The organism is Ruegeria sp. CDSA193, assembly GCF_059611885.1.
Genome location: NZ_JBXWPN010000001.1, coordinates 192,859 through 211,482, shown reverse-complemented (window position 1 = coordinate 211,482; position 18,624 = coordinate 192,859). Strand labels below are relative to the sequence as shown.

The window sequence follows — 18,624 nt, the reverse complement described above, 5'->3', positions numbered from 1 at the left end:
CTTCATTGGAAATTGAGGCAGGGTCGCAGGCGCAGCGAACCTTGGAGGGGTGGATGGAATACGAAGCGATCCTGTTGGACATTGCGGATGATCTGGCAGTGGTAACTCTGAACCGCCCAGAGAAGTTGAACGCAATGACCGCTCAGTTGCGGGCCGAAGTCACGCACGCGATGAAACACGCTGCCACCCATGCCCGCGCGATTGTTTTGACCGGTAAGGGAAACGCTTTTTGCTCGGGTCAGGATTTAGGTGATGCCTCAAGCACCGGGAAGATTGATCTTGAGCGCACGCTGCGCGACGAATACGAGCCCATGCTTGAAGCAATCTATAATTGCCCGGTTCCAACAATCGCCGCAGTAAATGGCGCTGCTGCAGGGGCAGGGGCCAATCTGGCGCTATGCGCGGATATCGTGATCGCGACGGAGAGTGCTTACTTCCTGCAAGCTTTTGCCCGTATCGGCCTGTTGCCCGACGCTGGAGGCACCTGGTTTATGCCGCGCCAGATGGGGTTCGCCAAAGCCATGGGCGCTGCTCTTTTTGCCGATAAGATCAGTGCTCGTCAGGCCGACGACTGGGGCCTGATCTGGGAAGCCGTTCCCGACGCGGAGTTCGAAGCGCATTGGCGCAAGCGGGCCATGTATCTGGCCAAAGGTCCAACCTCAGGGTTTGGCGCCATCAAAAAGGCTATTCGCGGCACCTATGAAAACACTCTGCCGCAACAGCTCGAGGCAGAGGCGCATCTGCAAGGTGAATGTGGCCGCAGCCGAGACTTTTCCGAAGGCGTCGTTGCCTTCATGCAAAAACGCCCCCCGAAATTCGAAGGGCGTTGAGGTTTTCAGGCGCGGCGGCGTTTACGCACGCGCCGTTCCGGAAGGGCGGACTCGCCAGTCCCGTCAGTTGCGGATGAGAACGGGCCCAGCGCGTCCGTGATCTGATCAAGGGTTGGGCGTATACCGGACGGGGCACCGTCAAGCGCAGCTCTCATGTGCCGCAGATGCTCGGGCATTGTGCCGCAACATCCGCCGATAATGCTTGCGCCGGCCTCTCGCGCCATGGTCGCATAATGGCCCATCAGTTCCGGCGTGCCGTCATAATGAATATGTCCATCCACATATTTCGGAATACCGGCATTGCCTTTTGATATCAGCGGCCGTTCCGTACCTTGTGCGACAAATCCAAGGACAGTGCGCAGAATATCAGACGCGCCAGTCCCGCAATTTGCGCCAAAGGCAACCGGCGGGTTAGGGAGCGTTTCAACCAACTGAGCAAAGTCGGCGGATGTGACACCCATCATGGTGCGGCCAGCCGTGTCAAAGCTCATCGTGCCACACCAAGGCATATCGACCAGCGCAAAGGCTTCTGCCGCGGCCCTGAACTCTTCCGGGGCGCTGATGGTTTCGACCCAAAGAACATCGACACCGCCGTCCTTCAATGCCTGCGCCTGTTCGTGGAACATTTCCACGGCATCGGCATGGGACAGGGCGCCAACAGGCTGCATGATCTCGCCGGTTGGTCCGACCGATCCCGCGACGATAACCGGACGGTTGGCTTGGTCAGCAACCTCACGGCCAAGTTCTGCGCCTGCGCGGTTCAGTTCAGCGACCCGGTTTTGAGCCTCGTGCAGTTTGAGACGCGCAGATGTCCCGCCGAATGTGTTGGTCAGGAAAAGGTCGCTGCCTGCGTCCACCGAACCCTGATACAGCGCGCGGATTTTATCCGGTGCATCGACGTTCCAAAGCTCGGGCGCGTCGCCCGACTGCAGGCCCATGTTGAATAGGTTTGTACCTGTTGCTCCATCCGCCAAAAGAGTCGTGTTGGAGTCCAGAAGTTTGCTGAGCGCATTTGTCATAAGAATATTCCGAAACTGGCGAGCCGCGCTAAAAATGCGAGACGCCCCGTGTCTCATGACCGGGGCGTCAAATCAAATTCATAAATCTCATGAAGATCATGAATATTGCGGGGAGACCTTAGCTGGTTTCGTTGAGAACCTGTGCTTTGGCCTCGACCAGAAACTCGGCCATCTTTGCACGGATATCGTCATCCGAAGACAGATCCCCGAGATCGCCGGAAACTTTGCGCACGACATCTTCGTGCCCGGTTTCTTCCAGGTCTGAAATCACAACGGATTTTGCGTATTCATCGGCTTCATTACCGGTTTTGCCCAGTTTTTCGGCTGCCCAAAGGCCAAGCAGTTTGTTGCAACGCGCCTGTGCTTTGAACTGCATTTCTTCATCATGGGCGAATTTTGCTTCGAATGCATTTTCGCGCTCGTCAAACGTAGTCATCAGTTGGACCCCTTGGGTTGGTAGTTCTTTCCTTAATGATATGACGATACGACGATCCGGGTGCAAGGTATTTGCGCTGCGTCAAAGCCTCTCGGTCCTCGGAACTTGCGGGAAGGTGGGGGTTGGACTAAGAGAGCGCCAAGGCGAAGGAACTTTTTCCCTCGCGACAGTCTGGAAAGGTCGCTCATGGCGCGTCGCAAGAAAATTTACGAAGGTAAGGCCAAGATTTTGTATGAAGGCCCTGAACCGGGTACAATCGTGCAGTATTTCAAGGATGACGCCACCGCCTTCAACGCTGAAAAGAAGGACGTGATCGACGGGAAAGGTGTGCTGAACAACCGCCTGAGCGAATACTTCATGAACGGGTTGAATCAAATCGGTGTACCGACCCATTTCATCCGTCGCCTGAACATGCGCGAACAGTTGGTCCGCAACTGCGAAATCGTACCGCTTGAAGTTATTGTGCGCAATTTCGCGGCTGGCACGATGTCCAAACGCCTTGGCATTGCCGAGGGGACACAGCTGCCGCGCCCGATAGTAGAATACTGCTACAAGGACGACGCATTGGGTGATCCTCTTGTCACCGAAGAACATATCGCCGCCTTTGGATGGGCCAGCCAGCAGGACATGGAAGACATTCTTAGCCTCGCATTGCGGGTGAATGACTTCATGAGCGGTGTGATGCTGGCGGTTGGCATTCGTCTGGTCGATTTCAAAATTGAAATCGGTCGCGTCTATGAAGGTGACTTCCAGCGCCTGATCATAGCGGATGAAATCAGCCCAGACAGCTGCCGTCTTTGGGATATCGAAACCGGCCAGAAGCTGGACAAGGACGTGTTCCGCCGCGACCTGGGCAGCCTGACCGACGCCTACTCGGAAGTTGCGCGTCGACTAGGCGTTCTGCCGAAAAGCAATGTGTCCAAACCGACCTTGATCAACTGATCGAACGCCGAAGAACAACGCAAAAACGCCGCCGATATTGGGCGGCGTTTTTATTTGAGATCGGGTATTTGACAGGGCCGCAGCTTGTCCGGCATTGTTTGTTGAACAAGCGTAATCGGGTGAACAAAAATGGCCGAGCTATTTGATCAGGCAGTATTTTTAAAGTTCCTCGCTGCGCTGCTGGCGATTTTCAACCCGCTATACGGCATCCCGATCTTCCTCAGCATGACCGAGGGGTACAGCCCGCCAGAACGTAAACGCGTTGCAATGGTTGTGACAGCCACGGTGGTGATTGTATCACTGATTTCGGTACTGATCGGCGAAGAAATTCTGGCGCTTTTCGGTATCGACATTCCGTCTTTTCGCATCGCCGGTGGGTTGATTATTCTAGGGGTTGGCATGTCGATGCTGAACGCTTCTGACCGGTCAGAAAGCGATCAGAAAGCCGTTAAAGATGGCGCGCAGAAGAAGAACATTGCGGTTGTTCCCCTGGCTATCCCGTTGACGATTGGGCCCGGCACTATCGCGACAACCATTGTGTTCGCGCATAGTTTGCCCGACGGCGCCGAGGTAGTAACGTTGGGGGCGGCCGTTTTGATTGCCTGCGCTATTGTCGGGCTGGGATTGTTATTCGCTGACCCTATTTCCAGGTTCTTTGGGCCGACAATGATCAATGTGATCACCCGTGTTATGGCCATCATTTTGGTTGCCGTAGCGGTTGAAATGGTTCTGACAGGGACCTTCAACGCAATAGATACGCATTATCCCGCGCTAAAGGGTTCCGGGTAGGTGCTGACAAGGGTTGTCGAACGCCGACAGTCGCGCTATCCCCGCGCACAACGGAACGGGCCTCAATTACCGGCCCTCAGCTGGAGTTGCAGTAAATGAAAGCACGTGTGCATGTGATGCTGAAAACCGGGGTACTTGACCCGCAGGGTGAAGCGGTGCGCCACGCATTGGGTGCCATGGGTTTTGATCAGGTCGAAGGCGTCCGTCAGGGCAAGGTGATTGATCTTGAACTCGCCGAGGGTGCGACGAAATCGGACGTCACCGAGATGTGCGAAAAACTGTTGGCTAACACGGTCATCGAACGCTACGAGATCGAACTGGTCTGAACCGCTTGCAGGAGGGCTAGCCATGCGCGCAGCTGTCATCGTTTTCCCCGGTTCCAACTGTGATCGGGATCTTGCCGTTGCCTTTGAACAGGCCGGATTCCAGGTAGACATGGTCTGGCATAAAGATGCCGCTCTGCCCAAGGGCGTGGACATTGTCGGTGTCCCCGGCGGGTTTTCTTATGGAGACTACCTGCGCTGCGGAGCGATTGCCGCACAATCCCCGATCTGCAAGGCCGTGGTCGACCACACCGAGCGGGGCGGATACGCCGTTGGTATCTGTAACGGGTTTCAGATCCTGACCGAGACCGGAATTCTGCCCGGCGCTCTGCTGCGCAATGCGAACCTGAAATATATCTGTCGTACTGTAGGCCTGAAGGTCGCAACCAGCGACAGCGCCTTTACCCAAGGCTATAACGCTGGCGATGTGATCGGCATTCCGATTGCGCATCATGATGGAAACTATTTCGCGGATGAGGCTACATTGTCCGCGCTCCGGGATCACGACCGGATCGCATTCACCTATACCGAGAATCCGAACGGCTCGGTTGGCGACATTGCGGGCATTCTGTCTGAAAACCGCCGTGTTCTTGGTATGATGCCGCATCCCGAACGAGCGGCAGACGAAGGGCATGGTGGCACCGATGGAACGGCATTGTTTCGCGCATTGTCGGGCATCGTCGCACCTGCGTGACTTGAGCTTGCATCTTAGCCCGCGTAACTTTCGGGGATGAGTTCCGACACACGCTCTACCTGGTCTGCACTGTTCAAACCGCTCCGCGCTGCGCCTCTTGGCTGGCCTTTGCGCGCGGCTGTTCTGGTGCTTTTGCTGGCAACGGTTGCGACGATATGGATAACCAACAGTCTGCTGACGGATCGGTTTACTGAATCCACGCGAAACCGGGCCGAGCTGCGCCTTGCGCTGTATTCCGGAAACCTGCTGAGCGAGCTGCGCAGAAATGCGATTGTACCGCAGCTGCTGGCGCGGGATCCGACGCTGATCTCGGCGTTGCAATCCAGCGATTTTACACTGTCTACGCAGCGACTTATTTCTTTTGTCGAAGAGATAGGCGCCGCATCCTTGATGCTTTTGGATCGGGATGGCCGATCTGTTGCCGCAACTGATCGCAACCGGTTGGGCGAGACGCACAGAAACGCGCCGTATTTTGTAGATTCCATTCGGTCAAACTCGACCATCTTCACCGTGATTGAAAAGGAATCCGGTGGTTACAGCTTTATCTATTCGCGCCGGATGGAGGCCTCGTCGGACATCCTTGGTGTCATCGTTGTCGAGGTTGATCTGCAGAAATTCGAACGCGCCTGGGCAGGGATCTCCGATGCTGTTCTGGTCGCTGACAGTACGGGCACCATTATTCTGTCGACTGAACCGCAATGGCGCGGAGTAGAGGAGGGGGCCGCCATGCTGCGGCAGCCGCCGCAAAGTGCCATCCAGCGCGCTATCAGGGCCACGACCGATTGGACGGCTCTGCCCCCTGACGCCTATTTACAGGGCGAGGCGGTGATCCGCATGGAGACACGCATTCCATTCCGCGGCTGGACCATGACCTCGTTCACGACCTACGCCTCGATCCGTGAGAAGGTAAACAGCGTTCTTGCATTGGAAATCATGGGTTTTGCGATTCTGTTGGCGCTTGCCTTCTATGCGCTCAGCCGTAGGGCCACGTTCAGAATGGCCTTGTTCCAGCGCGAGTCGGCAGAGCTTCGCGCATTGAACGCAAGGCTGCAGCGGGAAATCGCTGAGAGGGAACGGGTTGAAAAGACGCTGGAAGTGGCCGAACAGACGCTTGCCCAAAGCTCGAAACTCGCCGCCTTGGGCGAGATGTCGGCCGCTGTCAGCCACGAGCTGAATCAACCTTTGGCTGCAATGAAGACCTATCTTGCCGGCGCGCGTTTGCTGCTGCGACGGAACCGCCCCGAAGAGGCGCTGGCCAGCTTTGGCCGCATCGACGGTCTGATTGAACGAATGGGCGCAATAACACGCCAGCTCAAGTCCTATGCCCGCAAGGGTGCGGATGCGTTTTCACCAGTTAACCTTGGCGAAGCGCTCGCTTCATCCCTCTCAATGATGGAGCCGCAACTGCGTCAGAGGCACGTCAAGATTACGCAGATACTACCGGAAGAAACCGTACTGGTCATGGGCGACCGCATGCGGATCGAACAGGTGATGGTGAACCTCTTGCGTAATGCCTTGGACGCCACCAAGTCTGTATCGGAACCGGATGTTGAAATCATACTGGCCGCGGGTGACCAGGCGGTGCTGACTGTACGCGATAACGGCTATGGGATTGAAGACATCGAAAACCTGTTTGAACCGTTCTACACGACCAAACAACCCGGCGATGGAGTCGGTCTGGGGCTTGCCATCTCATCCGGTATCGTGAACGACCATGGGGGACGGCTGACCGCGCGCAACAGCCAGCACGGTGGCGCGGTGTTTGAGATGCAACTGCCGATACTTGGAAGCGATGGCCTTGAGGCCGCTGAATAACGAGGAATGAAAATGGCACAGGCCATGAAAATCGCCATTGTTGATGACGAACAGGACATGCGCCAGTCGATCAGCCAATGGCTGGCACTGTCGGGATATGACACTGAAACCTTTTCCAGTGCCGAGGATGCACTGAAAGTTCTGGGTCCGGATTATCCGGGTATCGTCATATCGGACATCAAGATGCCTGGTATGGACGGTATCCAGCTGTTGAAAAAGCTGATGGGCGCGGACAGCACCTTGCCGGTGATCATGATCACAGGCCACGGTGACGTGCCAATGGCGGTTGAGGCCATGCGCGTTGGCGCGTTTGATTTCCTGGAAAAGCCGTTTAACCCTGATCGGATGTCCGAACTGGCCAAACGTGCCAGCAACGCCCGCCGGTTGACGCTGGACAACCGGGCCCTGCGCCGCGAGCTGTCCGGTGGCACTCAGATCATGAACAAGCTTATCGGTGCCAGCCCCGTGATGGAGCGCCTGCGTGAGGATATTCTGGATCTGGGGCAGGCCGACGGTCATGTTCTGATCGACGGAGAGACCGGCACCGGCAAAACTCTGGTCGCACATGCGTTGCATGCCGTTGGCAGCCGCGCCGGCAAGAAATTTGTCCTGGTTTCCTGTGCCGCGCTTGAGGAAGAGGCGTTGGGGAAGCGTCTGTTCGGCCCGATGATGCCCGAAGACAGCCAACTGCCCGCGATTGAAGAAGCCCGGGGTGGAACCCTGGTTCTGGAGGATGTCGAGGCGCTCAGCGATACGCTTCAGGCGAAACTGCTGAGTGTCATGAACGATCAGGGCACGCCTGCTGAAACCCGCATCGTCGCCATTTCCAACCTTCAGGAAGCTGGGAAAACCAGCGAGGACGTTCTGCGCCCCGATCTCTTCTACCGGCTTGCAGCGTTGCGGATCACAATGCCGCCGCTGCGTCAGCGCGGCGAAGACATTCTGACCCTGTTCACACGGCTGAGCGAGCAATTCGCCGAAGAATACGGCTGCGATGCACCTCAGGTCAGTGCGCAAGAGGCGGCTCAGCTTTTGCAAGCGCCGTGGCCCGGAAACGTACGGCAGCTGATAAACATCGCGGAACGTGCCGTGCTGCAATCTCGTCGCGGATCGGGGACGATCGCGTCCCTGTTGATGTCTGATCACGAAGAAATGCAGCCCGTGATGACGACTGAAGGCAAGCCGCTCAAGGAATATGTCGAGGCATTCGAGCGGATGCTGATCGACAATACCATGCGGCGGCATAAGGGGTCGATTGCCTCGGTTATGGATGAACTATGCCTGCCGCGTCGGACATTGAATGAGAAGATGGCCAAATATGGCCTGCAACGTTCCGATTACCTGTGACGGGCTTGAGGCGATGCCTTTGTCGCCCTTTGGGTGATACCAAGTAATGTTTTTAGCTGGATAACGAGATCCCGACCGGTGGTCGGGGTCTTCAATGCAGTTTGCCCATTGTCTTTTCCACAGGACTGCTTTTATTGTAACCAGACGGGCCGGGCGGATTTGACGCCGAAAAGTCCCGATCTTTGAGATTCGCTGCTACGCCACTGGTGGAGACCAGGTCCCACACTGGCCAAGCAGACCGATTGTGCCCCTTAACGGGGTGATTGAACGCCTGAGCCCGCAGAAAAGCGGGCGAAAGGAATAAATGGGCAGGCAGCGGTCGTTCGCGCCTGTCGGAGAAGAACCGCGATGACGCGCGCGCAACGACTGAGTGTACGGGCAGGGGGCCACAGTGCCAGACCCTGCAGCGCGCCGTCTGAAATCGCCCTGACAAGACACCACCCCAAAAGCACCTGTCCTCCTGGACGGGTTAGGACAACGCGTTTGGCGCGGTGCACCAAGGAAACATGGCTAAGAAAATGCTTATCGATGCCACCCACGCGGAAGAAACCCGCGTCGTGGTGGTTGACGGAAACAAGGTCGAGGAATTTGATTTTGAATCCGAAAACAAACGTCAGCTTGCTGGCAACATATATCTAGCAAAAGTTACACGGGTCGAACCCTCGCTGCAGGCAGCTTTTGTTGACTATGGCGGAAATCGCCACGGATTCCTGGCGTTCTCCGAAATTCATCCCGACTATTATCAGATTCCCGTCGCTGATCGCGAAGCTCTGATGGAAGAAGAGCGCGCCTATGCCGAGGCAATGCGTGCGCGTGATGAGGCTGAGGAAACCAAGCCCAAAAGACGCCGTTCGCGCTCGCGGGCCAAGGCCGCCGATATCAAATCGGATGATGCAGTGGAATCGGTCGAGGTCTCGTCCGAACCCACAGGCATGGAAACGATTGACCTGGACGAGAGCGATGAGGCCAATGATCCTTCTGTAGAAGAAGGAACATCTCCGGCCGATCATGTGGCAGAAACTCCGGTAGAAGAGCCGACGGACGAACCGGAGGCGGAAGAAGCAACCGCAGAGACTGAAGACGCGCCTGCGGAAGAAGTCGACCAATCAGATGCTAGCGCTGATCAAGTCGGCACGGACGAAGAGGCCGGGGCGCAGGAAAGCGCCGCGACTGAGACGGACGCGGATGACGCGACAAGCGCTGAAGCCAACGCCGAGGACGCCTCTGACGAGGTTGGCGACGACGAAGAAGAAAACACCCGTACGGACGCCACCGCAAAAGACGAGACTATTGAGTCGGTTGCCGACGAAGATGACAGCGAAGACATCCGTCCTCCGCGCAAACCGCGCGCGCGCCGGTACAAGATTCAAGAAGTCGTCAAAGTACGCCAGGTTCTGCTTGTGCAGGTCGTCAAGGAAGAGCGTGGCAACAAAGGAGCAGCTCTGACCACTTATTTGTCACTTGCTGGCCGATATTGTGTTTTGATGCCGAACACCGCGCGGGGCGGCGGCATCAGCCGAAAGATTACCAACGCGCCTGATCGCAAAAAGCTTAAGGAAATTGCGGCTGAGATTGACGTCCCGACAGGGGCGGGTCTTATCATTCGGACCGCCGGGGCGAAACGCACCAAATCCGAAATAAAGCGCGATTACGAATATCTGCAACGTATGTGGGAACAGATCCGCGAGCTGACGTTGAAATCCATCGCGCCTGCGAAGATCTATGAAGAAGGCGACCTGATCAAACGGTCGATCCGCGATCTCTATAATCGCGACATCGACGAGGTTTTGGTCGAAGGCGAAGGCGGATATCGCATCGCCAAGGACTTCATGAAAATGATCATGCCGTCGCACGCCAAGAATGTGCAGCGGTACGAAGACGCGCTGCCATTGTTCGCGCGCTATCAGGTGGAAAGCTATCTGGCGGGGATGTTCAACCCGACTGTACAGCTGAGATCGGGTGGCTATATCGTGATCGGCGTAACCGAAGCGCTTGTCGCGGTCGATGTGAACTCGGGTCGGGCAACCAAAGAGGGTTCGATCGAGGAAACGGCACTGAAGACCAACCTTGAGGCCGCCGAAGAGGTGGCTCGCCAGTTGCGCCTGCGTGATCTGGCCGGTCTGATCGTCATCGACTTTATCGATATGGACGAGCGGAAGAACAACGCCGCTGTCGAAAAACGCCTGAAAGAAAAACTGAAAACAGACCGTGCGCGCATCCAGGTTGGTCGCATATCTGGTTTTGGTCTGATGGAAATGAGCCGACAGCGCCTGCGTCCGGGTATGTTGGAGGCAACGACACAGCCTTGTCCGGCCTGCCATGGCACCGGCCTGATCCGTTCGGATGACAACATGGCGCTGAGCATTCTGCGCCAGATCGAGGAAGAAGGCACGCGCCGTCGCTCACGCGAGGTGCTGGTGCGCTGCCCGGTCAGCATCGCCAACTTCCTGATGAACCAAAAGCGCGAGCATATCGCACAGATTGAGGCGCGCTATGGTCTGTCGGTTCGCATCGAAGGGGATGTGCATCTGGTAAGCCCTGATTTCTCGATGGAGAAGTTCAAGACCGCCAGCCGGATTGTTCCCGAAGCCAGTGCGCCGGTTGTATCGGTTGATGCCACGCTGATGGAAATGGTCGACGCCTCTGAAGAAGAGACCGTCGAGGAAGAAACGCCGCAGGCTGAAGATGAAACCAAACCCAAGCGCAAGCGCCGTCGGCGTCGTCGCAAGAAGGGCAATGGTGGTGCCGAGGGGCAGGATTCTAACGGGCAGGAGGCTGATGAAGATACAGCTGAAGCGTCCGAGGAAGCTGTGGAAGAGCCTGCAACAGATGCCGTAGTAGCGGTGGAAGAGACGCAGGAAGAAGCGCCTGCCAAGCCTAAACGCCGCCGGGCTCCGCGTCGCAAAAAGAAGGACGCCGAAGATGCCGAGACGATAACCGAACAGGTCGTCAAAGCTGAACCAGAGGCCAAGGTCGAATCTGAAACGGAAGCTCCGGCAGAAATCGAAACTGTCGAAGCCGAAGCAGCACCGAAACAGGAAACGGTTTCGGAAACTGCCGTGCCGACAGAAGAAACGCCGGAAGCGGCAGAGCCTGTTCAAGAGGTTGTTGCGGTTGAAGCCACTGAGGAACCAACAGTAGAAGTCACAGAGCCTGTGCTGGAAGTAGTTGCGGATGAACCGGAAACGCCATCGGAGCCTGCCAAGCCAAAACGGCGCGGTTGGTGGTCGTTGGGCCAGTAACTTGAAAAGGCGGGCCTCAGAGCCCGCCTTTTTATTTGACGGGTCTCAAACGGACTTCTGGATGGTGTAGACCTGATGCCCGTCAGATTCTTCCTGTGACAGCAAGCGATGTCCACTTTCCATGCAGAAATGTGGAACATCAATGACTGCAGCGGGATCATCCGCCAGCACTTTCAAGACCGCTCCCGCGGGCATTGACTTGAGCCGTTTACGGGCCTTCAGGACGGGCAGAGGGCACAGCAGCCCCAACGCGTCCAGTGTCTCGGTTTGGTTTGACATGTACCTGAGATATTTCCACTTTCAAACGGTGTCCAGCGTGCAACCACGAGGATGTGACCGAATGGCCCCGTGACGCGGGCGACTTCATGACATATGTGCTGAAACATGTTCGGAATTGATATCATTGACGCAGGGCTGTTGCCCGCCATGTTCATCGCATTGCTCGGTGGGTTGATCAGCTTTTTATCGCCCTGCGTGCTACCGATTGTGCCGCCCTATCTCGCCTATATGAGTGGCGTCACGATCAACGAGATGCAGGATGAGGCCCGTGCACGCAGAAAGGCGACACTTTCGGCGCTGTTCTTTGTTATGGGGCTGTCCACGGTGTTTCTGTTGCTTGGCTTCACAGCCTCTGCTTTTGGGGCGTTCGTGCTGCAGAACCAGGTGCTGTTCGCCAAGATCTCGGGCGCGGTTGTCATAGTCTTTGGCCTGCATTTCCTGAACGTTTTCCGCATCCCATTCCTTGACCGTGAGGCCCGGATCGAAGCCGGCGACAGCGGCGGGTCTGTCTTTGGGGCCTATATTCTGGGTCTGGCCTTCGCCTTTGGCTGGACACCCTGTATCGGCCCGCAACTGGGTGCGATCCTGTCGCTGGCTGCCTCCGAGGCATCCGTCGCACGTGGGACATTGTTGTTGGGCGTCTATGCAGCGGGTCTTGGCATACCTTTCCTGCTCGCCGCGATGTTCCTGAACCGATCCATGTCGGTGATGAACCGAATAAAGCCCCATATGGCACTGATCGAGAGGATCATGGGTGGACTGTTGCTGTTTGTTGGTATCATGCTGATCACCGGCCTGTTCACTGAGTTCAGCTGGTGGCTGTTGGAAGCCTTCCCCGCGCTGGCAAACTTTGGGTAACCCTCTTATCTGACTTACTTTGGCTGTAATGCTGCGCTAACCTGCGTCGCAGAAGGTAAGACCATGAGCAGTCAGACAAATCAGCCTCGGGTGAAACGGCGTAGGGTATTCTATATTCCCGGATATGACCCGATCCCCCCACGGCGCTATCGCGAGCTTTACCGCAGTGAAAGCGCAAGACAGGCGGCTATTTCAGGGTATGAAATCTCGGTCTCGCCCAAAACCGGAGAGGGCTTGTATGGATGGCACGTCCATTCGGTTCAGGACGGGGCTGAAGTTCACACAGATGTCGAGGTGCTGGTCTGGTCCGACATCGTACGCTCCAGCATGTCGAACTCGATTGTGGCCACCTATCTGCAGATGTTGCGTACGGCATGGATCTATATCTCGACCGGCGTGTTATGGCGCCTGATGCGATTGCGCAAAGGACCGGTGATTGCCGCGCTTTATCCGATCGTGATGCTGATCGCACAGCTTTTGGTCGCAATGGCTGTGGTCATCGGATTGACGGTTCTGCTTGCGCCGGTCCTGTCTTTGGTGGCGTTGGTTCTGTCTATTGGTGTTGCCTATGTGCTGATGCTGTGGTTCCGGAAAATCGACAACAAGCTGTTCGTCTATTACCTGATGCACGATTACGCCTATTCAGCGGCTTCAGGCGGAAAAACGCCTCCTGAATTGGCCGGACGCCTATCGGAGTTCACAAATGCGATTGCCGCAGCTCTTACCGATGAAACGGATGAGGTTCTGATCGTCGGCCACAGTTCCGGCGCTCATCTGGGTGTCACGGTTCTGGCCGATCTGATCCGATCCGGACGGGTGGGCACAGACGGGCCAGAGCTTTCCTTTCTGACATTGGGGCAGGTGGTTCCCATGGTCTCGTTCCTACCCAACGCATATGATTTGCGCGCGGACCTGAGGTTTCTTTCGAAACGCGAAGACTTGGCTTGGGTCGACATTTCTGCACCCGGGGACGGCTGCGCATTCGCTCTGTGTGATCCTGTCGCTGTAAGCGGGGTCGCGGATGCCGATCAGCGCTGGCCTTTGGTGCTATCTGCTGCGTTTACGCAAACGCTGTCAGCAGAACGGTGGCGCGCCCTGAGGTGGCGGTTTTTCAGACTGCATTTCCAATATCTCTGCGCCTTTGATCACCCGGACAGGTACGATTATTTCCGCGTGACTGCCGGGTCTCTGTCGCTTGGGCATCGGTTCGCAGGGCGTAAACCCTCGGGATCACGGATTGTGCGATCTGTATCCAAGTATGTTTCGGTGCAAGCATGACCCCGCCAAAGCCCACATCGCGGCCAGACAGGGTTTCGCTGTGGCGCTATTTCAGGTTGTTTCGCAAGGACATCCTCTCGGCACAGCCGCAGCGATTGTACCGCGCATGGATGGCCGAGTTTAAGACGCCGTTCTTTCGATCATATCTGACGAACCAACCAGAACTTGTTGAAACCGTTCTGAAAAAACGCCCCGATGATTTTCCGAAATCAGACCGTATTGGCGAGGGTCTGCGGCCGTTGCTGGGGAATTCGGTCTTTCTGACCAATGGTGAAAACTGGAAACGCCAGCGCCGGGTTATCGACCCGGCGTTTGAGGGCGGGCGCCTGAAAGATACCTATCCGGCCATGGTCCAGGCGGCAGAGGCCTGCGTCGCACGTTTGCGCGGGCAGGCCGGTTCTGTCATCGAGTGCGAAGAGGTTACCAGTCACGTCGCCGCGGATGTGATCTTTCGAACGCTTTTTTCTGTACCGATTGAAGACCGCGTTGCGTCTCAGGTTTTTGAGAAATTCCGAACCTATCAAAGAGAGCAACCGCTGTTGAATTTGGCGGCGTTTCTGCCTCTGCCCAAATGGATGCCGCGGCTACATTCCAGAAAAACTCGCAAGACCGCGCGTGAAATCAGGATGCTGATCACCGAAATGACCGCTCAACGCGCGAGGATGATTGAGGCCGGGCAGGCGCCGCATGATCTGGCGACAAAGATCATGACAACGGCTGATCCCAAGACCGGCAAGTGTTTTGACACGCAGGAGATGGCTGATCAGGTGGCGATCTTCTTTCTGGCAGGCCACGAGACCAGCGCTTCTTCGTTGGCTTGGGCATTGTACCTTTTGGCGACCCACCCGGATTGGCAGGACAAGCTGGCGGCCGAGGCGCAAGGGCTGGACCTATCCGATTTTACCTCCGTATCGCTGTTGAAGCTCAGCCGCGACGTGTTTCGCGAAACGCTGCGCCTGTACCCTCCGGTCCCGATGATGGTGCGAGAGGCCACATGCCGCGAAAACTTCAGGGGCCGGGCGATTAAACCAGGCTCGCAGATAGTCATCAGCCCATGGCACCTGCATCGGCACGAACGTCTGTGGGCAGACCCCGACGGGTTCGACCCGTCCCGCTGGGCCAAGGGCAATGAGGAAAGTTGTCCCAGAGAGGCTTTCATCCCATTCTCGGCCGGGTCGCGCATTTGCATCGGTGCCGGTTTTGCAATGGTCGAAGGTCCGTTATTGCTGTCGTCACTACTGCGGAAGTTCAGGTTCGAAATCTCGGACATGCCAGAGCCGGTTCCGGTGGCTCATCTGACCGTCAGATCCAAAGATGGAATTTGGTTGCGCCTGGTTGAGCGCTAACAAACTACCATCGGCATGCTCCATGCTGTATGCGGTTGAAAAACGCGGAATCATTTCGAACGGGAAAGTCATATGTCCAAAACACAACAGCGCGAGCAGATGTCCAACGGTGCCGGTTTTATTGCAGCACTGGACCAAAGTGGCGGCTCGACCCCCAAGGCGCTGGCGCTTTATGGGGTAGACGCGTCAGAATACGGCTCGGACGCAGAGATGTTCGGCGAAATCCAGAAGATGCGCGCGCGTATCATTCTGGCGGATGGCTTCACAAACGACAAAGTCATCGGCGCGATCCTGTTCGAACGCACGCTCGGCGAAGAGATTGATGGCCGCAAAGTCGCAGATTTTCTTTGGAACGTAAAAGGCATTGTTCCGTTTCTGAAGATCGACAAGGGCCTCGAGGATGAGGCCGATGGCGTTCAGGTCATGAAACCGATCCCCGGTCTGGCCGACACTTTGGCTAAAGCCGAAGGCGTTTTCGGCACTAAGGAACGTTCCGTGATCCATGAGGCCAACGCCAAAGGCATCGCAAACGTTGTAGCTCAGCAGTTCGATGTGGCGCGTGAAGTCGTTGCCGCCGGGTTGGTTCCGATTGTCGAGCCCGAGGTGAACATCAACTCGACCACCAAAGCCGAAGCCGAAGCAATTCTAAAATCGGAAATCTTGCAGAACCTAGATCAGTTGGATGATGGTCAGGATGTCATGCTTAAGCTTACCATCCCCAGCCAGGCTAATCTGTATGACGATCTGGCTGACCACCCCAGAGTTTTGCGGGTCGTAGCCCTGTCCGGCGGATATTCGACCGAACAAGCCTGTGATCTGCTGGCGCAGAATAGCAAGATGATTGCGTCTTTCTCTCGTGCGCTGACCGAAGGACTGTCGAAAAAGCAGTCAGATGCCGAATTCAATACGGCCCTCGGCAGCAATATCGATAAGATTTCTCGCGCCTCTGCCTAAGCTGCGCTATTCCGGTTTAGCGAAATCGCGGCGCATCTGCGCCGCTTTTGCCCGCATAGAGCACTCGGTCGCATGATCGTTTACAAGACCCATGGCCTGCATGAATGCAAAAACCGTGGTCGGGCCCACAAACTTCCATCCCCGCTTTTTAAGGTTTTTGGACATGGCAATAGATTCAGCCGAAGTTGAGGCTGTTTGTGGCGCTGGCGGTGAACTGGCCTCATAGCGCCAGACATAAGCTGCAATCGACCCCTCAGCTGCCACCAGCTCCTGGGCGCGCCGGGCGTTGTTGATGACTGCTTCGATCTTTCCGCGATGCCTGACAATGCCTGCATCCAGCAAAAGACGGGTGACATCGGCCTCATCAAACTTCGCTATTGCGTTGTAATCAAAATGTTTAAATGCTTTTCGAAAGTTCTCGCGTTTGGAAAGAATGGTGCGCCAGCTGAGGCCGGACTGAAAGCTTTCAAGGCACAGCTTCTCAAACAAACGCTGATCGTCGCTGACCGGATAGCCCCATTCATTGTCGTGATAGTCGAAAAACTCTGGCGCAGACTGACACCATGCACAACGCGGTTGACCGTCTGGGCCGGTAACTGTTTCGCTCATCACTAAGTTCCCTTTTTGTTCTGGTGTGAGCATAGGCATTTTCCAGAGGCCAAATCAAGAACGGAAAGTCAGCCGCGATACCAGTTCAGAATATAAACGCGTATTGCCGAAGCCAATCCGACCTCAGGGTCACGGTTAAAATCAATTTCCGCAGCTAAGGCATTGATTGCCATATCCTTATCAGCTGCAATGGCACGAAAGGCTTTCCAAAACTCGTCCTCAAGAGATACCGAGGTTCGATGGCCCTTAAGCGTCAATGAGCGTTTGATGGGACGTCCGCTCATTTGTCGATCTCATGTCCGTCCAGATCGCGCCGCGACTTATCCAGATGCTTTTTGCTGGCGTCTTTCTCGGCTTTGTTGCGCCCGAATGACACGGCGTTTTGGTCCGCGCGGGCCTTTTTCTCGGCCCGCGCCTTGTCTTTTCTGTACCGGTTCAGATTGACCGGCTTTGCCATCAGTCCTTGGGTCCAATCATTTGTTCGGGGCGCACAACCGCGTCAAAGGTTTCGGCGTCGACAAAGCCAAGCGCGATGGCCTCTTCCTTAAGGGTGGTGCCGTTTTTATGCGCGGTCTTGGCAACAGTCGTTGCGTTGTCGTACCCAATGGTTGGCGCCAGCGCGGTGACCAGCATCAGCGATTCCTTCATCAGCTTTTCGATGCGTGGTTCGTTGGCCTGAATGCCTAGCAACATCCGCTCGGTAAAGCTGTCTGTGGCATCACCAAGTAACTGGATCGACTGCAAAAGATTGTAGGACATCATAGGGTTATAGACGTTCAGTTCGAAATGCCCCTGGCTGCCGGCGAATTTTATGGCGGCATCGTTGCCCATGACGTGTGCTGCGACCTGTGTCAGTGCTTCGGCTTGTGTTGGGTTTACCTTGCCTGGCATGATGGACGATCCGGGCTCATTCTCTGGCAGGATCAATTCGCCCAGACCGGAACGCGGTCCAGATCCCAACAGCCTGATATCATTTGCAATTTTATAGCAGCTACCAGCGATGGTGGCCAATGCGCCTGACAGGAAAACCATCGCATCATGGGCGGCCAGCGCCTCGAATTTGTTCGGAGCGGTCACAAAGGGCAGGCCGGTGATATCCGCCATGTTCGCAGCGACCGCCTCGCTCCAACCGGTTTGGGTGTTCAGGCCAGTGCCAACAGCGGTTCCGCCTTGGGCAAGCTCGTAAATTCCCGGCATCGCGGCGTTGACCCGTGCGATACCCTGACGAATTTGATGGGCGTAGCCGCCAAATTCCTGACCCAGTGTCAGCGGCGTGGCATCCTGCGTATGGGTCCGGCCGATCTTGATGATGTCTTTGAATTCTTCGGCCTTCTGCTCCAGCCCCGAGGCCAGCTTTTCCAGACCCGGCAGCAGAACGTCCCGAACGCTCATACCCGTGGCGATATGCATGGCCGTCGGGAACGTGTCGTTGGAGGACTGGCCCATGTTGCAATGATCGTTTGGATGAACCGGGTCTTTTGTGCCGATTGTACCACCCAGGATTTCGATAGCCCGGTTCGCAATAACCTCGTTAGAGTTCATGTTCGACTGGGTGCCGGATCCTGTTTGCCAGACGACCAGCGGAAAGTTGTCATCGAACTTACCTTCAAAAACCTCACCCGCGGCCTGAATCACCGCATCCGCAATCCGCGCGTCCAGTTTCCCGGTCGACTTGTTCTGCATGGCGCAGGCTTTTTTGATCACACCCAATGCCCGCACGATGGCCACAGGCTGTTTTTCCCATCCGATCGGGAAGTTCATAATCGAACGCTGGGTCTGTGCACCCCAATATTTGTCTGCGGGAACCTCCAGCGGGCCAAAGCTGTCGGATTCGGTGCGGGTTTGAGACATCGGTCACTCCGT

The 18,624-nt window shown here is 56.2% G+C and carries 19 protein-coding genes; 12 read left to right on the top strand and 7 right to left on the bottom strand.

All coding sequences use genetic code 11. The features are described 5' to 3' along the window. The first annotated feature begins 53 nt into the window (after nucleotides 1-53). Complete coding sequence (locus AC2FLG_RS01105) at nucleotides 54-830, top strand: enoyl-CoA hydratase-related protein (protein WP_142633977.1); 777 nt, start codon at nucleotides 54-56, stop codon at nucleotides 828-830. A gap of 5 nt (nucleotides 831-835) precedes the next feature. Here AC2FLG_RS01105 and bmt read toward each other — a convergent pair whose 3' ends face one another. After that, on the bottom strand, nucleotides 836-1,849 hold the full coding sequence (gene bmt, locus AC2FLG_RS01100; protein WP_496704667.1) for a betaine--homocysteine S-methyltransferase: 1,014 nt from the start codon (nucleotides 1,847-1,849) through the stop codon (nucleotides 836-838). Nucleotides 1,850-1,967: 118 nt separating this feature from the next. Next, the gene (locus tag AC2FLG_RS01095) at nucleotides 1,968-2,285 is read right to left on the bottom strand and encodes a DUF1476 domain-containing protein (protein ID WP_271946966.1); all 318 of its coding nucleotides are present in this window, start codon (nucleotides 2,283-2,285) and stop codon (nucleotides 1,968-1,970) included. Nucleotides 2,286-2,471: 186 nt separating this feature from the next. Between AC2FLG_RS01095 and purC the strand changes: the two genes are divergently transcribed. The 7 genes from purC (at nucleotide 2,472) to AC2FLG_RS01060 (ending at nucleotide 11,437) form a co-directional block, all read left to right on the top strand. Continuing rightward, nucleotides 2,472-3,227: a phosphoribosylaminoimidazolesuccinocarboxamide synthase gene (gene purC, locus AC2FLG_RS01090; protein ID WP_271946969.1), complete on the top strand. Its 756-nt coding sequence runs from the start codon at nucleotides 2,472-2,474 to the stop codon at nucleotides 3,225-3,227. 129 nt (nucleotides 3,228-3,356) lie between these two features. Then, a complete protein-coding gene (locus AC2FLG_RS01085) occupies nucleotides 3,357-4,016 on the top strand; it encodes a MarC family protein (RefSeq protein WP_271946972.1) in 660 nt (219 codons plus the stop codon). Between the two features lie 95 nt (nucleotides 4,017-4,111). Continuing rightward, nucleotides 4,112-4,342, top strand: coding sequence for a phosphoribosylformylglycinamidine synthase subunit PurS (gene purS, locus AC2FLG_RS01080; protein WP_496704665.1), 231 nt, complete (start codon nucleotides 4,112-4,114; stop codon nucleotides 4,340-4,342). Between the two features lie 22 nt (nucleotides 4,343-4,364). Continuing rightward, nucleotides 4,365-5,033: a phosphoribosylformylglycinamidine synthase subunit PurQ gene (gene purQ / locus AC2FLG_RS01075; RefSeq protein ID WP_142633965.1), complete on the top strand. Its 669-nt coding sequence runs from the start codon at nucleotides 4,365-4,367 to the stop codon at nucleotides 5,031-5,033. Between the two features lie 36 nt (nucleotides 5,034-5,069). Beyond that, nucleotides 5,070-6,848, top strand: coding sequence for a sensor histidine kinase (locus AC2FLG_RS01070; RefSeq protein WP_496691283.1), 1,779 nt, complete (start codon nucleotides 5,070-5,072; stop codon nucleotides 6,846-6,848). Nucleotides 6,849-6,860: 12 nt separating this feature from the next. Beyond that, complete coding sequence (locus AC2FLG_RS01065; RefSeq protein ID WP_142633961.1) at nucleotides 6,861-8,195, top strand: sigma-54-dependent transcriptional regulator; 1,335 nt, start codon at nucleotides 6,861-6,863, stop codon at nucleotides 8,193-8,195. 506 nt (nucleotides 8,196-8,701) lie between these two features. Beyond that, nucleotides 8,702-11,437: an Rne/Rng family ribonuclease gene (locus AC2FLG_RS01060; RefSeq protein ID WP_496704663.1), complete on the top strand. Its 2,736-nt coding sequence runs from the start codon at nucleotides 8,702-8,704 to the stop codon at nucleotides 11,435-11,437. A 45-nt stretch (nucleotides 11,438-11,482) separates the two neighbouring features. Here AC2FLG_RS01060 and AC2FLG_RS01055 read toward each other — a convergent pair whose 3' ends face one another. Further along, nucleotides 11,483-11,716, bottom strand: coding sequence for a sulfurtransferase TusA family protein (locus AC2FLG_RS01055; RefSeq protein WP_271946987.1), 234 nt, complete (start codon nucleotides 11,714-11,716; stop codon nucleotides 11,483-11,485). 105 nt (nucleotides 11,717-11,821) lie between these two features. Here AC2FLG_RS01055 and AC2FLG_RS01050 point away from each other — a divergent pair, with 105 nt between their 5' ends. The 4 genes from AC2FLG_RS01050 to AC2FLG_RS01035 all read left to right on the top strand — a co-directional run bounded on the left by AC2FLG_RS01050 (nucleotide 11,822) and on the right by AC2FLG_RS01035 (nucleotide 16,152). Continuing rightward, nucleotides 11,822-12,574 carry a cytochrome c biogenesis CcdA family protein gene (locus AC2FLG_RS01050; RefSeq protein ID WP_271946989.1) on the top strand — a complete coding sequence of 251 codons (753 nt, stop codon included), beginning with the start codon at nucleotides 11,822-11,824 and terminating at the stop codon, nucleotides 12,572-12,574. Nucleotides 12,575-12,637: 63 nt separating this feature from the next. Next, complete coding sequence (locus AC2FLG_RS01045; protein ID WP_496704661.1) at nucleotides 12,638-13,852, top strand: hypothetical protein; 1,215 nt, start codon at nucleotides 12,638-12,640, stop codon at nucleotides 13,850-13,852. Beyond that, nucleotides 13,849-15,198 carry a cytochrome P450 gene (locus AC2FLG_RS01040; protein WP_496704659.1) on the top strand — a complete coding sequence of 450 codons (1,350 nt, stop codon included), beginning with the start codon at nucleotides 13,849-13,851 and terminating at the stop codon, nucleotides 15,196-15,198. Before AC2FLG_RS01045 ends, AC2FLG_RS01040 begins: the two co-directional genes overlap by 4 nt. A gap of 72 nt (nucleotides 15,199-15,270) precedes the next feature. After that, nucleotides 15,271-16,152 (top strand): fructose bisphosphate aldolase, encoded by an 882-nt coding sequence (locus tag AC2FLG_RS01035; RefSeq protein WP_281972141.1) that lies wholly within the window; start codon nucleotides 15,271-15,273, stop codon nucleotides 16,150-16,152. Nucleotides 16,153-16,158: 6 nt separating this feature from the next. Here AC2FLG_RS01035 and AC2FLG_RS01030 read toward each other — a convergent pair whose 3' ends face one another. From AC2FLG_RS01030 to fumC, 4 genes are all read right to left on the bottom strand, one after another. Further along, nucleotides 16,159-16,761: a DNA-3-methyladenine glycosylase I gene (locus AC2FLG_RS01030; RefSeq protein WP_496704657.1), complete on the bottom strand. Its 603-nt coding sequence runs from the start codon at nucleotides 16,759-16,761 to the stop codon at nucleotides 16,159-16,161. Nucleotides 16,762-16,829: 68 nt separating this feature from the next. Then, nucleotides 16,830-17,045 (bottom strand): ribbon-helix-helix domain-containing protein, encoded by a 216-nt coding sequence (locus AC2FLG_RS01025; RefSeq protein ID WP_271947000.1) that lies wholly within the window; start codon nucleotides 17,043-17,045, stop codon nucleotides 16,830-16,832. Beyond that, a complete protein-coding gene (locus AC2FLG_RS01020) occupies nucleotides 17,042-17,218 on the bottom strand; it encodes a DUF4169 family protein (RefSeq protein WP_281972139.1) in 177 nt (58 codons plus the stop codon). The genes AC2FLG_RS01025 and AC2FLG_RS01020 overlap by 4 nt, the downstream gene beginning before the upstream one ends. After that, entirely contained in the window at nucleotides 17,218-18,612 is a 1,395-nt protein-coding gene (gene fumC, locus AC2FLG_RS01015; RefSeq protein ID WP_281994652.1) for a class II fumarate hydratase, read from the bottom strand. The genes AC2FLG_RS01020 and fumC overlap by 1 nt, the downstream gene beginning before the upstream one ends. Between the last annotated feature and the right edge of the window lie 12 nt (nucleotides 18,613-18,624).